This is a genomic window from Syntrophomonas wolfei subsp. methylbutyratica, from assembly GCF_001570625.1.
Lineage (GTDB): Bacteria > Bacillota > Syntrophomonadia > Syntrophomonadales > Syntrophomonadaceae > Syntrophomonas > Syntrophomonas methylbutyratica.
The window spans coordinates 16,163-29,045 of record NZ_BBQT01000024.1 but is presented as its reverse complement, the minus strand read 5'-3'; the positions used below and the strand labels follow the sequence as shown (position 1 = coordinate 29,045).

General features: G+C 45.3%; 15 protein-coding genes and 1 pseudogene. 4 read left to right on the top strand and 12 right to left on the bottom strand.

The features are described 5' to 3' along the window. Window positions 1-301 precede the first annotated feature (301 nt). The 7 genes from rnc to pta form a co-directional block, all read right to left on the bottom strand. A complete protein-coding gene (gene rnc, locus AWB54_RS13640; RefSeq protein ID WP_061215154.1) occupies window positions 302-1,003 on the bottom strand; it encodes a ribonuclease III in 702 nt (233 codons plus the stop codon). Then, on the bottom strand, window positions 993-1,244 hold the full coding sequence (locus AWB54_RS13635) for an acyl carrier protein (protein ID WP_061215153.1): 252 nt from the start codon (window positions 1,242-1,244) through the stop codon (window positions 993-995). Before AWB54_RS13635 ends, rnc begins: the two co-directional genes overlap by 11 nt. A gap of 13 nt (window positions 1,245-1,257) precedes the next feature. Beyond that, window positions 1,258-2,229, bottom strand: a complete 972-nt coding sequence (gene plsX, locus AWB54_RS13630) for a phosphate acyltransferase PlsX (RefSeq protein WP_061215152.1) — start codon at window positions 2,227-2,229, stop codon at window positions 1,258-1,260. Window positions 2,230-2,409: 180 nt separating this feature from the next. Further along, a complete protein-coding gene (gene rpmF / locus AWB54_RS13625; protein WP_011640196.1) occupies window positions 2,410-2,580 on the bottom strand; it encodes a 50S ribosomal protein L32 in 171 nt (56 codons plus the stop codon). 19 nt (window positions 2,581-2,599) lie between these two features. After that, window positions 2,600-3,106: a YceD family protein gene (locus AWB54_RS13620; RefSeq protein ID WP_061215151.1), complete on the bottom strand. Its 507-nt coding sequence runs from the start codon at window positions 3,104-3,106 to the stop codon at window positions 2,600-2,602. Window positions 3,107-3,378: 272 nt separating this feature from the next. After that, complete coding sequence (locus AWB54_RS13615; RefSeq protein WP_061215150.1) at window positions 3,379-4,572, bottom strand: acetate/propionate family kinase; 1,194 nt, start codon at window positions 4,570-4,572, stop codon at window positions 3,379-3,381. A 209-nt stretch (window positions 4,573-4,781) separates the two neighbouring features. Next, entirely contained in the window at window positions 4,782-5,774 is a 993-nt protein-coding gene (gene pta / locus AWB54_RS13610) for a phosphate acetyltransferase (protein ID WP_061215149.1), read from the bottom strand. A gap of 121 nt (window positions 5,775-5,895) precedes the next feature. Here pta and AWB54_RS13605 point away from each other — a divergent pair, with 121 nt between their 5' ends. The 3 genes and pseudogenes from AWB54_RS13605 to AWB54_RS16830 all read left to right on the top strand — a co-directional run. Then, on the top strand, window positions 5,896-7,146 hold the full coding sequence (locus tag AWB54_RS13605; protein ID WP_061215148.1) for a nucleotidyltransferase: 1,251 nt from the start codon (window positions 5,896-5,898) through the stop codon (window positions 7,144-7,146). Window positions 7,147-7,242: 96 nt separating this feature from the next. After that, the gene (locus AWB54_RS13600; RefSeq protein WP_061215147.1) at window positions 7,243-7,449 is read left to right on the top strand and encodes a type II toxin-antitoxin system HicB family antitoxin; all 207 of its coding nucleotides are present in this window, start codon (window positions 7,243-7,245) and stop codon (window positions 7,447-7,449) included. Window positions 7,450-7,615: 166 nt separating this feature from the next. Next, window positions 7,616-7,844, top strand: a pseudogene (locus tag AWB54_RS16830) (transposase); the annotation flags it as partial. A 181-nt stretch (window positions 7,845-8,025) separates the two neighbouring features. On the opposite strand, the gene AWB54_RS13595 reads toward AWB54_RS16830, so the two are convergent. The 3 genes from AWB54_RS13595 to AWB54_RS13590 all read right to left on the bottom strand — a co-directional run bounded on the left by AWB54_RS13595 (window position 8,026) and on the right by AWB54_RS13590 (window position 9,857). Next, on the bottom strand, window positions 8,026-8,280 hold the full coding sequence (locus AWB54_RS13595) for a hypothetical protein (RefSeq protein ID WP_061215146.1): 255 nt from the start codon (window positions 8,278-8,280) through the stop codon (window positions 8,026-8,028). A 235-nt stretch (window positions 8,281-8,515) separates the two neighbouring features. Further along, window positions 8,516-8,761: a hypothetical protein gene (locus AWB54_RS15785; protein ID WP_153014745.1), complete on the bottom strand. Its 246-nt coding sequence runs from the start codon at window positions 8,759-8,761 to the stop codon at window positions 8,516-8,518. A 283-nt stretch (window positions 8,762-9,044) separates the two neighbouring features. Next, window positions 9,045-9,857 (bottom strand): patatin-like phospholipase family protein, encoded by an 813-nt coding sequence (locus AWB54_RS13590; protein ID WP_061215145.1) that lies wholly within the window; start codon window positions 9,855-9,857, stop codon window positions 9,045-9,047. 467 nt (window positions 9,858-10,324) lie between these two features. On the opposite strand from AWB54_RS13590, the gene AWB54_RS13585 reads away from it, so the two are divergent. Beyond that, window positions 10,325-11,500, top strand: coding sequence for a nucleoside recognition domain-containing protein (locus tag AWB54_RS13585; protein ID WP_061215144.1), 1,176 nt, complete (start codon window positions 10,325-10,327; stop codon window positions 11,498-11,500). 35 nt (window positions 11,501-11,535) lie between these two features. Here AWB54_RS13585 and AWB54_RS13580 read toward each other — a convergent pair whose 3' ends face one another. Continuing rightward, window positions 11,536-11,985, bottom strand: coding sequence for a hypothetical protein (locus AWB54_RS13580; protein WP_061215143.1), 450 nt, complete (start codon window positions 11,983-11,985; stop codon window positions 11,536-11,538). Next, entirely contained in the window at window positions 11,930-12,553 is a 624-nt protein-coding gene (rsmD, locus tag AWB54_RS13575) for a 16S rRNA (guanine(966)-N(2))-methyltransferase RsmD (protein ID WP_061215142.1), read from the bottom strand. Before rsmD ends, AWB54_RS13580 begins: the two co-directional genes overlap by 56 nt. Window positions 12,554-12,883: the final 330 nt, after the last annotated feature.

The window sequence follows — 12,883 nt, the reverse complement described above, 5'->3', positions numbered from 1 at the left end:
TTTTCCTATCCTGATAAATATATCACAGGTATATGACAGGGACGATCCTTCTGATATATATAAAGAGGTAAAATATATCCCCCACCTCGTTAAGCGGTCGGGTTCCTATTAACAAAACGAGGCGGCAGGTTCCAATCCCCCGCCTCGTTGCAGCGATGTGTTGAAACTGCTCCGCGGTTTTTTCCAATACTTAAATAAGGACTTAGGACGAAAAGTGAGGGGTAAGGGCCCCAACCAAAGGGATCGAGTTTGTCAACAAGCCCGGCCCCTTGTCAATGGATACTCCCAATAAGTTAACAACTTAAGTGCCTGGCACCAGATTGTTTTGCAGAACCTTTTGGGCCGCTTTTTGCTCCGCCTCTTTTTTACTCTTACCTTCCCCTGTAGCCAAAAGCCGCTCACGATAATAAACCCCGGCCATAAAAACCTTGGCATGAGCCGGACCGCTTTCTTCAATAATGGCATAGCTTACATTTTCCTTATCCCTGGCCTGTACCAGTTCCTGCAGTTTTGATTTGTAATCATAATAGTCCCCACTGGCTGTTTCGCTGATAAGTTCCTCCAGTTGCGTTATAATGAAAAGCTGGACGGTTTCCAGACCCTGATCCAGGTAAATGGCCCCGATAACCGCCTCCACCGCATCAGCCAGAATGGACTTCCTTTTCCTGCCCCCGGACATTTCCTCCCCTCTACCCAATAGCAGATATTGCCCCAGGTTGATATTACGGGCGAAAATAGCCAGTGCGTCTTCACAAACAACCTTGGCCCTAATCTTGGTTAATTCCCCTTCCGCTTTCCTGCCGTAATGATTATATAGATACTCCGCCACTACCAGGTTTAATACCGCATCCCCCAGAAATTCCAGCCTCTGATTATTGGCCGCCGTGTTCTTTTCCTGGGCATAGGATGGGTGGGTTAGAGCCATAGTGATGAGTTCATTACTGGAATAAGGCAGTTGTTTGTCTTCCAGAAAACGCCGGGCGATTCTTCTCTCATTCTGCATTTTTACTCTGTTTCAGGAATTCGTACAGGTCATTGATAAGGCTGCCTATGGTTTGATAATCCTTTTGTTCTTCTTCCGGGAATTCGACATCATAGATATCTTCCAGGGCCATTATCATTTCCACAATGTCGATAGAATCAGCTTCGATTTCGTCAAAGGTGGTTTCCATCCGGATCTTTTCCACCTCGATATCCAGTTGTTCCGCCAGTATTTTCCTGGCTCTTTCAAAAAACTCCTGCACAATAATACCTCCTTCAGGCTTCAGTTTCAACGGCTTTGCTCAGTTCCAGCTGCTGCATTTCTATTATATTCTTATTATAACAGTCTTCGGCTATCTTCAAACCATTGTATACCGCTTCTCTTTTAGAACTACCGTGACATACAATGCTCAGCCCATTTACCCCTAAAAGCGGAGCACCGCCAGTCTGAGTATAATCCAAGCGCTGGAAAAAAGCCGGCAACGGCCCGCCCGCATCAAGGATACCTTTGGCTATGAAGAGAGCCATACCTTCCATGGTTTTCAAAAGGACATTCCCCGTAAAACCATCGCAAACGATAACGTCACTTTTACCGGTAAATATATCCCTTCCTTCAATATTTCCCGTAAAGTTTATCCCGGGCTGCTGGCGCAGCAGAGCATAGGTTTCCACAATAGCGCTATTACCCTTGCTTTCTTCTTCCCCGTTATTTAACAAGGCCACCCGCGGCTGTTCCACCCCATAAATGATGGAAGCATAGGTTTTCCCCAGGAGGGCAAACTGCAAAAGCTGTCTGGGTTTGCAGTCAACATTGGCCCCTACATCGATCAGCAGGGTATAAGCTCCGGCCATATTAGGTATAGATGCTACGATAGGGGGGCGCTCAATTCCTTCCATCCTCCCCAATATAAAGATGGCCGCGGCCATTTGGGCTCCGGTGCTGCCACAGGAAAGAATGGCATCAGCCTTTTTCTCTTTAAGCATCCGGTTGGCTACCACAATAGAAGCATCTTTTTTCCTGCGAATCGCTGTAGCCGGCGATTCTTCCATAGCTATTATTTCACTGGCATTAATCACGCTAAGCCGGGAAGGATCATAGCTGTATGGTTTTAATTCCTGCTTGAGCAGTTCTTCCTGACCTACCAGAAAGGCCTGCCGTCCTTCTTCCTCCGCCACCCATTTTACCGCTCCCGCAACTATTTCTACCGGGGCATGGTCTCCCCCCATGGCATCAACCGCTATCCGCATAAAAACCTCCTTAATAAACAAAAAGCAAGCTACCGGTCTGTAAAAAGACTAATACCTTACTTTTTGAAAAACTCCTTCTAGCATTAACTCCAACTGAAAAGTAAATTGGTAAGTTCTTGAGATTTACTGGTATATAACCCCTTACCCCTTACCCCTTACCCCTCACTCCTCACCTTATTACTACATCACCTTATTGCTTTTGTAGTATCCGCAATTCAAACAGGCCCGGTGTGGCATTTTCAGTTCATGACACTGGGGACACTCCACCAGTCCGGGTTTATCGATTTTCCTCCACTCGGACCGGCGCTTGTTCTTGCGCGCGTGCGACTGTCTTCTCTGGGGAACTCCCATGGTTTATAATCCTCCTTCATTATTTTATTATGTTCTTTAGCTTTTCCCAGCGGGGGTCAATTTCTTCGCTTTCACACTGGCATTCTTCGAGATTCCGGTTTACTCCGCACTGGGGACAGATCCCCCGGCATTCCAACTTGCATAAGGGGTTAATGGGAATACTCATAAAGAGGGCTTCCTCTACACAGGGACTTATATCCACCTGCTCCGGATCTTGAATAATTATATCCTCTTCCCAATCCGCATGTTCCGAATACCTGGCTTCCAGGAGATTACAAGCCAGTTCCGTGTCTACCGGAACTATCGCTTCCCCCAGACAGCGGGAACAAGGAAGTTGCAAAGCAGTTCTGACATGGCCCCGGGCTACAAAAATCTTTCCCGTATTATCAACCAGCAACTTTACCTGCAGCGGTGCTGCAAATTTCCCGCCAACTTCCTTAAGGAAATCGTTTCTCCCAACTGCTTCCAGGTAAAACTCTTCGCTTTGTTGCGGGCGAAGTTTTAGTCTCCTAAGGTCAATCTTCATTCTATCCCCCATGCCCGGAGGGCACAACTAACAGCAAAAAGTAAATCCCATTGTACTTGAACGGTAAGATGCATTTAGTATAACTCCTCACACCTTACCCCTCACTCCTCACTTTTCTTATCATACACCTCATAAAAAACACCAGATTAATTATAGTCTGCCCCAATTGGCCTTGTCAATATTTTCGCACCCTGCACACCCTGCAACACCCGGTAAATCCCGCAGAAAAACCAAGAGGCGGGGATAAGCCCGCCTCTTTAGCTGAAATTCTATTATTTCGCCAGGTTGAAAGTATCTCTGGCAATAACCAGTTCTTCGTTGGTGGGGATGAGGAAAATTCTGACTTTGGAATCGGCAGTAGCCACATCCACTTCTTTTCCTCTGACCTTATTCTTCTCAACATCCATCTTGATTCCCAGATAATCCAAATTGGAGCAGACATTTTCGCGAATGTCGATGGCGTTTTCACCTACACCAGCAGTAAATACCAGGCAGTCAACCCCATTCAATTTAGCAATGTAGTTGCCGATATAGCCTTTGACCTTGTTGTAGTAAACATCAAGGGCAATCTTGGCTCTTTCATTACCGGAACCAGCCGCTTCCAGAATGTCTCTGAGGTCGTTGGAAACACCAGATAGTCCCAGCATACCGGATTTCTTATTGAAATAGTTGTTGGCTTCGGAAGAATTCATGCCCAGTTTGTCCATCAGGAAGAAAACAATAGCCGGGTCAATGTCACCCGAGCGGGTGCCCATTACCAAACCCTCCAACGGAGTGAAGCCCATGGAAGTGTCTATTACTTTGCCACCCTTAATGGCCGCCATACTGGCACCATTGCCCAGGTGCAGGGTAATTATCTTGCATTCTTCATAAGGCTTGCCCAGCATTTCAGCCGCCCGGTGAGCTACATAGAAATGGGAAGTTCCATGGAAACCATATCTTCTTACCCGGAATTTCTCATAGACGTCATAGGGCAGAGCATACATGAAGTTTGCCGGTCCCATGGTCTGATGGAATGCAGTATCAAAAACAGCCACATGTTTTACATTGGGCATCAGTCTCTGGCAGGCTTCAATTCCCATCATATTGGGAGGATTGTGCAGAGGAGCGATTTCGAAGCATTCCTTAATAACTCTCTTAACCTCATCATCAATAACCACGGAAGCAGCAAAAGCCTCACCGCCATGAACCACGCGATGGCCAACTGCACCGATCTCATCCATGCTCTTTATACAGCCATACTCTTCGTTGACCAGAACCTGGAGAACCAGCTCCATACCTGCAGTATGATCAGGCAGGTCTTTTTTAATCGTTACTTTGTCTTTGCCCAGGGGGCTGTGATCCAGGGTGGTGCCAGGAATACCTACACGGTCAACCAGACCTACAGCCAGAACGGATTCATCCGTCATGTCTACAACCTGGTATTTGATGGATGAACTGCCTGCGTTTACTACCAGAACCTTCATTATTAAACATACCTCCTTAATTTGTTTGTTTTTGTTTTCTTTTTCACTATATTCTTTAGATATATTCTTCAGAGTCCTGCATAATCCTTCGTAAACTGAAGAAAAAAGGGAACTACGGGCTGCTTTGATTAATTGCTGGGATTTCGCTGGACTTGCCCCTTCCTAAGAAGAAGGTTAATCACCGGCCTTTTAGTGTAATTACTGTGTTCTTATGATCTTACTGCCGTCATCGCTACCACATTGACGATATCCTCAACACTGCAGCCGCGGGAAAGGTCGTTAACCGGCTTGGCGATTCCCTGCAGAATCGGGCCAATGGCCTCTGCTTTGGCTGTCCTCTGCACCAGTTTGTAGCCAATATTCCCTGCCTGGATGTCCGGGAAGATAAGCACATTGCAGTCTCCTGCTACCGGGCTGCCCGGAGCTTTGGAAGACCCTACACTGGGGACTATAGCCGCATCCAATTGGAATTCTCCATCAACCTTCAGTTCAGGGAATTTTTCTTTGGCAATAGCCGTTGCCTGAACCACTTTATCTACCATTTCATGGCTGGCACTGCCTTTGGTGGAGAAGGAAAGCATGCCGATTTTCGGATCTTTCATCCCGCAAAGGTCAACCGCCGTTCCAACTGAAGCTTTGGCAAATTCGGCCAGCTGTGCTGCGGTCGGGTCAATGGTAACCGCACAGTCAGCAAATACAAATACTCCGTTGTCACCATAGGGGCAGTTGGGAACGATCATAATAAAAGCACCTGATACGGCGGAGATGCCGGGAGATGTTTTAATGATCTGGAGAGCAGGCCGTAAAACATTACCGGTAGTATTCTCAGCCCCGGCAACTTCACCATCAGCCTTATCCATTTTAACCATCATCGATGCAAAAAAGAGGGGATCGAGCATGGTGGCTTTGGCTTTGTCCAGGTCAACACCTTTTGACTTGCGCATTTCATAAAAAGCCTGTACAAAATCATCAAAAAATGGAGCCTTTTCCGGGTTGATGATTTCGGCACCGGAGATATCTGCTCCAAGTTTACTGGCTAGGCCCTTGATGGCTCCCTCATCGCCCAGGAGAATGGGACGAGCCACCTTGCTATCAACAATTCCCTTGATAGCTTGAATTGTTCTTTCCTCAGTTCCCTCAGGAAGAACAATGGTCTTGACATTTTTTGCTGCTTTTTCTTTAATTTGTGCTATGAGATCCATCCTTTTACCTCCTTGTTTTTGATTACATTATGTACGCTCAGACTCTCCTCATACATTCTAGCATAAATGAATAGCCGGTGGTAAAATTTATGATACTAGAAATGAACAGGAGAATTGGGCTATGGCAATTTTAGGCATAATAGCAGAATACAATCCCTTCCATAACGGCCACCTTTACCTGCTGGAAAAATCCCGGCAACAGGGCGACTTCTCCGCCACCGTCGCCGTAATGAGCGGTAATTTTTTACAAAGGGGTGAACCTGCCTTCTGTGACAAATGGGCCCGGGCGGAGATGGCTTTGAACGCTGGCGTGGATTTGCTTATCGAACTTCCTTTTTGCTTCGCTACCCGCAGTGCTTATTATTTTGCTAAAGGAGCAGTGCAGCTTCTACAACGCAGCGGAGTGGTCACTCACCTGGCTTTTGGCAGTGAGAGCGGTCAGCTTTCTCGGCTACAAGAAATAGCGGGCATACTGGCCCATGAACCAGAAAGCTACAAAACTGCCCTCAAGAAAGGACTTTCCCAGGGGTTGAGTTTTCCCCTGGCCCGCTCCTCAGCCTTGCAGGAATATATGGGAGGAGAGAAGAAACAGCTCCAGGAAATCCTTCCCGGCCCCAATAACATACTGGCCCTGGAATATCTCCGAGTTATTGAAGAAGAGGAAATTCCCCTGCTTCCCTTGACCATTCCGCGCCAGGGCTCTTCCTTCCATAGTAGTGATTTATCCCCATACTCCAGTGCCAGGGCTATTCGCCAGGCCCTGTACCAGAACTCGAACTGGGAAAAAATCACCAGCAGCATACCTCCGGCTACCAAAAAAATATTGCAACGCGAAATAGCTCTGGGCCGGGCACCTATTGGACCCGATAACCTGGAACAAGCCATCATGGTAAACCTGCGCCTGGTCTCAACGGATTATCTCAAGGAGATTTACGAAGTTTCTGAAGGCCTGGAATTCCGGATTAAAGAAGCGGCGAATTCTTGCGGCACCCTGGAGGAACTACGACAGTTCATCAAATCCAAACGTTACAGCCTGACTCGAATCAACCGGACTCTATTGTACACACTCTTTGCTCTTTCAAAGAACCAGGTTGAACTGTACGACCAGCATGGTCCTCAGTACCTGCATATCTTAGGTTTTTCTGCAAAAGGTCAGGAAATCCTGCAAAAAATAAAAATTAAATCTGAATTAAAAATATTTAGCCGGGGCAGTGAGATGAAAAAGGCCCGGGACGAAAACCAGGGAACAGCACTGGCAGAAATGATTAAGCTGGACTGCCGGGCCACCGATATTTATAGTTTACTCTTCCCTGACCCCGCAACCCGCCGAGCCGGTCGCGACTTCACTACCTCGCCGGTGCCAGGCACTTAAGTTGTTAAGTTATTGATGTTATAGGGGGGAATAATCCGAGCTTGTTTTGCTAGAAAAGCAGCAATGCTCGTATAATAATATCAGAGAGGTGATAATGTGAAAAAGGTAGAGGTATTTTGCGTGATTGAAAAAGCTGACGATGAGTACCTTGCTTACTGTGACGAATTACGAGCTACAGCAAGTGGTGATACAGAAGAAGAAGCGATAGTTAATCTAAAAGCTGCTATAAAAGAGTTGATAAAATATCAAGAACCACAAATCTTTGCTCCAAACAAGAAGCGGGTTCTGGTGGAGGTGGTCTAAAATAGCCAATCTTCCTCAGTTGAGTTATAACAAGGTAAAATATGTCCTCCGCTTCTTTAAGCGGTCGGGTTTCTATTAACAAAACAGGTAGCGGGTTCTAATCCCCCGCCTCGTTGCAGCGGTGTGTTAAAAACTACTCCGCAGTTTCTTCCAATGCTTAAAAGAACTGATATCAACCCTCCACCGGGGCTCTGCTAACTGCAGAAGCAATATAATTTGAGAACCTACTCAGAACGCTGTTTCAGCCGTTTTAAGGAAAACCTGGGTTTAAAAGACGGGCTAAACGTTAGAAAAATAACTAAGGTTGAAACCCACGCTTATCTCTGTGCTATAACTATGTTTCAGCTGTAATAGCAATAAACCAAGACAGCAGTACTAGATCATCAGCAGCATAATATTTTATCAGTTTTTTAAGAACTATCCCTTTAAAGGGAGGAGTATGCCCAATTACTGAAATTATTTATTAACGAATGTAACTAGATTGACTAACTGTAATTTACTGTAAAGCAGCGCGCTGTGTTACTCAAATATTTGCTTTTGCTATACGGATTTTTTTGAGTTATGCAAAAGTCTCAATTATGATTTATCTTTATTTTTGGGGAAAAATGCTACAACTCCTAATATGGCTAAAGCTATACTTACCAACAACAAAAACCACAACTTACTTTCGTCTAATGTATAATTCCCAAATTGAGTTGATGAATATACTATTCCTGCAAAACCAATTACTCCCAAAACACCGCCCATTCTCTTTTTTGTGCTGTCATCTCCTTTTATAAGAACTCCAATATAAAATATTAATAACAAACCTAATACATATTCAACAGGCAAATATTTCAACCTCCTTTATTTAATTTTATAATTATTATATACCTAATGGAAATTAAATACCATAAAGTCTGAAGTATGATTCCTGACTTTATGAGGAATCATATTTCAATTAGCATATACTTTTATTCTCTAAACCGTTATATGATTATTAACATATTATTAACTCAAATCTCCCATTTTAAAACAGGCATCAAAGCCCTATATATGCTGGCTGGCCAGCAATCCAGTACCGAACTTAACACAAAATAGCTGCAGATAAATCATTGGATAGTTTCCAATCAGTTCGTTTCGTTTGAACATAACGCGATCCAATGATTTCACTGCGACTGGTTGTCGGCAAGGTTGCTCTTAATTCTGAAAGTGTCATAACTTGACCGTTATAGCTGTATCTTTGCTTGAGTTGCTTGACCATGCCAATGGTATGAATATGTTTATCCAGGATTGCCTTGTTCATTGGCTCGGTTGTAAACCAGCTGTCCATAAGGACATAACAGCAGTAAGACCAGTATCAAGTGCATTTTGTATTAGGTGTAAGACATTCTCGGTTTTTGAAATGATTGCTTCAGCCCGATGCTTAGCTCCATGGGTTCTTTTGTCAATGTTGATCACTGGCTTCGTTATATCGGTTCTCTTCATTTGCTGAACTTAACATGGCAAAATCCACCGGGTCAAAGCTGTATCCATCAGACCAGCCCAGGATTAGTATGGTAATCCTTTTTTGCTTTTGCTTAGGTTTTTCTGGGTGCGAAACTTGAGTTCATGAATTAAATTCCTTCTATTTTCTTTGCCGCTTCTGTCATAATCTTTTCCAGAATCTCATCGATTTTCTCCTCGGTTGCGATTCTCCCCTGGTCTACGATTTGACGCGATTTGCCAAAATCTCCCGGTTGGAAAGAACCCACCGCCGGCTGTATGAGAATATCCGCACCGGGATGAACCAGATCAAAATGCTGTTTGCCCATTATATCCAGCGATGCCATAATCACATCCATGGTGTTAGCAATGCTGACATTTTTCCCCGGACCGAAAGTTACATCAACAGCGATTATAAGATCAGCACCCCGGCTCCGTGCTACTTCAATAGGGAGGCGATCAACCACCGCCCCATCCACCAATATCATTCCCTCCTGCTGTACCGGGGTAAAAATACCCGGAATAGAAATGCTGGCTCTAATTGCCTCAGCCACCGGCCCCTCTTCCAGAACCACCCTTCCCCCGGACAGGAGGTCGGTAGCCACGGTGAGGAGAGGCAGATCGAGCTCGGCAAAGCTTTTTTTCTTGGTCATCAGTTCAAGAAAAATCTTGATTTTTTTGCCGGACATGAAACCCAGGCGGGGAACATGCACATCATAGAAAACACTGGTGTCCATATTTTCCAGCATACGATCCAGCATCTTAATATCAGCCCCGGCCGCATATATGCCGCCAACCATAGCGCCCATGCTGCTTCCAACGATAAAGTCAAAAGGAATATGATGTTCTCTTAGTACCTGTATAACCCCAATATGTGCCAGCCCGCGGGCACTCCCCGCACCCAGCACCAAGGCTATCCTGGGCCTGAACTTATCATCCAGCATTTCGTCCCTCCTTTACCCTTAAGCAGCTTTCCCCTTGTCAGGTTATATGCAAAGCAGATCTCTAATACATTATCTATATATATTATCTATTTACGATTCTACTGAAAAGTTATTGATATTCATTGGTTTGTATAAATATACCGCTCCAGCGTCCTTAATAGCGACCGAAGGGAGCATCAGTTGTGCCCGACAGGGCGCTTCGCATGGGTAACACCTGCGGCTTGTCTCGCGGCTCAAGGGGTACCGCGCTAATCTCCCGTCCATGGAGGCAACCTTAATAGTGACACCCGCAGGGTGGAACACCAGGCGTACCCGGAGGGTGCTGCATTCATGCTTCGCCAACGCTCGCTTTGTATATTTATGCAACCCTTATGCAACAAAAGGGGTTTTTACATTTGCATTATCTACCTGCTATAACATAACTCCTAACTCCTAACCCCTCACTATCTTATACTTGGAGGTATGGCATGGGCAGTTATTCCCGGCTTTTTTTTCTTATTATAATACTATTTCTGGCAGTTTTCATGCTGCTCAACCCTCAGGAAACAGTAAATGCTGCTTCCTCAGGGTTCAAATTGTGGTTTTCCATAATTGTACCCGCCCTTCTCCCCTTCTTTATTTTGGCTGAACTACTGGTTAACCTGGGCGTTCCAAGGATTTTGGGGATATTGTTGGAACCGGTTATGCGCCCGCTTTTCAATCTGCCCGGTTGCAGTTCATTGGTAGTGGTCATGGGATTTACCTCCGGTTTTCCGGTAGGTGCAATACTAAGCAAAAAACTCTATGATGAAAAGATGATTAGCGGTGAAGAAATGTCGCGTCTGGTTTCTTTCACCAACAACTGCAGTCCCCTTTTTATCATTGGAGCGGTGGGAGTAGGAATGTTTGGTTCTCCCTTCCTGGGATATATCCTGGCCCTGTCTCATTACTTATCCAACCTCATAGTCGGTATGTTCTGGGGGCAAAGAACGAAGAAACCCTTACGGAATATATCTCGCCTCCCCCTTAGCCAGGAGTTATCCCAGGCCCTGGCGGAAGCGAGAGAAAATTACTGCGGCCCGGGAAAACTCCTGAGTGATGCCATAAAAAATAGCCTGAACAACATTCTGGCTATTGCTGGCTTTATTATTCTGTTTTCCGTAATAACGCAGATGTTCTCCTTCTGGGGTATAATTGATCTCCTGGCCCTTTTTCTATTAAAGATATTATCTATTTTTAATCTTTCTTATGAGCTTATCTATGGCTGGTTAATGGGCTTATTTGAAATTACCATCGGTGCCAGGGCCATAACTGCCACCTCCCCTGCCAATATCCTGCCCCAACTGCTGGCGGTCAGCAGCACACTGGCTTGGAGCGGCCTCTCCATTATCGCCCAGGTGATGAGCATTGTGGTGGGCACCCCGGTAAAACTCTCGTTTTATCTATACTCCCGCCTTCTGCAAATGTCTTTATCAATTCTTATAACAGCTATCGCCTACAAGCTCCTGGCAACCGGGCAGCAGAGTGTCCTATCCTTTTCCCTTCCCTACAACAAAGCCTTATACTCCTTTGATGCCTGGGGCATCTCCATTGCCTGTCTTTGGGTATGTTTTCTGCTACTGGCATTTATGCTTGCAAGCAGCCTTTATCTCAGAAGACCTTGAAAAAGGAATATATACTCTTATATGTCCCCTTGGCCTTATTCCTGTCTCAGAGCTTCCTTACCCTGCTGCACAGCATCCAGACCCTTTTGCAAAACTATTTCCATATGAGAGAGCAGACCGTCTGCATAGTCATCCGCATCCCGGCGAATATCCTGGGCTACCTGCTCAGCTTTGGCTATTATATCTTCCGCCACTTTCATGGCATTGCGGGTAATCTCGTTATCATCAACCATACGAGCCACCCGATCCCGGGATTGTTCCATAACGGTTTCCGCCTCGGCACAGGCATCCTTAACTATCCGCTCCTTTTCTGACAATAGGAGCCTGGCTGTCTCCAGATCCTCCGGCAAAATAGCCCGTATTCTGTCCAGCCGATCCAGAAAGCGAGGGCTTTCTATTAAGACCTTATCGTTCATTAAGGGAACCTTTTTACTGTTCTTTACCATTTGTTCCATTTCGTCCAGTATCCTGAATATCTCCATCATGCCCCTGTTCCTCCTTATCCAGGCGATAGTAGTGTAAACTCGACTCTCCGTAATGATTTAAGCGGTATCGCTCCAATCCGTCCAAGCTTTCGGGCAGGCTTTTTTTCCGCGGTGCCCGAATTATCACTATACCTTTTTCATTCAAAAGCTCTGCCTTATCCAAGGCATCCATTATCAGATCAAAAATCTTCTCCTGGGTAAAGGGAGGATCTACATAAATATAATCAAAACGCAAACCCCTCCTGCGCAGCGCCTCCACAGCCTTGAAGACATCGTTGCGCAATACTTGGTAATCTCCGGAAAAACCACAACGGTCCAGATTAGCCTTTATGGTCTTGACTGCCTCCCGGTTATTATCGACAAAACAAACCCACTTCGCCTTCCGGCTCAAGGCTTCAATACCCACACTGCCACTTCCGGCAAACAGGTCCAGCAGCGTAGCACCTTCTATACCCAAAGCAATTATGTTAAAAAGGCTTTCCTTTATCCTGTCTGTAACCGGTCTGGTATTCATTCCGGGAGGAGCCTTTAAAGGCCTTCCCCGGGCCATTCCTCCAATTACCCTCATTGTTACTCCCTCTGTTTTATTATTCGCTCTTAAACCTTGTTTGCCCTTTTTTACCACAGTTTATTTTATCATAAAATAGAAGCATAAGGAGACGATTCATCTCTGTGCTATTTTGGGGAGCCTGAAAGAACCGCTCCTAATCTACTCTTTAGTTGAAATTTTTTTTGTAATTTTGTATATATAATCAAATAACGGGTAATTATATAATTACCAGATAAAAGTCTGGTAACAAACCCTCCCCAACAACTTTACAAAATTCTCCTCTCCCCAAAAATGGCGACTGAACAGTCGCCATTTTTACTTGAAAACCAGGAATTTTTATGAATATTT

Excerpts from the sequence above, each read along its gene's own strand:
- rnc (WP_061215154.1), bottom strand. The coding sequence starts at position 1,003 with ATGCAGAATGAGAGAAGAATCGCCCGGCGTTTTCTGGAAGACAAACAA.
- plsX (WP_061215152.1), bottom strand. The coding sequence starts at position 2,229 with ATGCGGATAGCGGTTGATGCCATGGGGGGAGACCATGCCCCGGTAGAA.
- rpmF (WP_011640196.1), bottom strand. The coding sequence starts at position 2,580 with ATGGGAGTTCCCCAGAGAAGACAGTCGCACGCGCGCAAGAACAAGCGC.
- AWB54_RS13620 (WP_061215151.1), bottom strand. The coding sequence starts at position 3,106 with ATGAAGATTGACCTTAGGAGACTAAAACTTCGCCCGCAACAAAGCGAA.
- AWB54_RS13615 (WP_061215150.1), bottom strand. The coding sequence starts at position 4,572 with ATGAAGGTTCTGGTAGTAAACGCAGGCAGTTCATCCATCAAATACCAG.
- pta (WP_061215149.1), bottom strand. The coding sequence starts at position 5,774 with ATGGATCTCATAGCACAAATTAAAGAAAAAGCAGCAAAAAATGTCAAG.
- AWB54_RS13605 (WP_061215148.1), top strand. The coding sequence starts at position 5,896 with ATGGCAATTTTAGGCATAATAGCAGAATACAATCCCTTCCATAACGGC.
- AWB54_RS15785 (WP_153014745.1), bottom strand. The coding sequence starts at position 8,761 with ATGGACAGCTGGTTTACAACCGAGCCAATGAACAAGGCAATCCTGGAT.
- AWB54_RS13590 (WP_061215145.1), bottom strand. The coding sequence starts at position 9,857 with ATGCTGGATGATAAGTTCAGGCCCAGGATAGCCTTGGTGCTGGGTGCG.
- AWB54_RS13585 (WP_061215144.1), top strand. The coding sequence starts at position 10,325 with ATGGGCAGTTATTCCCGGCTTTTTTTTCTTATTATAATACTATTTCTG.
- AWB54_RS13580 (WP_061215143.1), bottom strand. The coding sequence starts at position 11,985 with ATGATGGAGATATTCAGGATACTGGACGAAATGGAACAAATGGTAAAG.
- rsmD (WP_061215142.1), bottom strand. The coding sequence starts at position 12,553 with ATGAGGGTAATTGGAGGAATGGCCCGGGGAAGGCCTTTAAAGGCTCCT.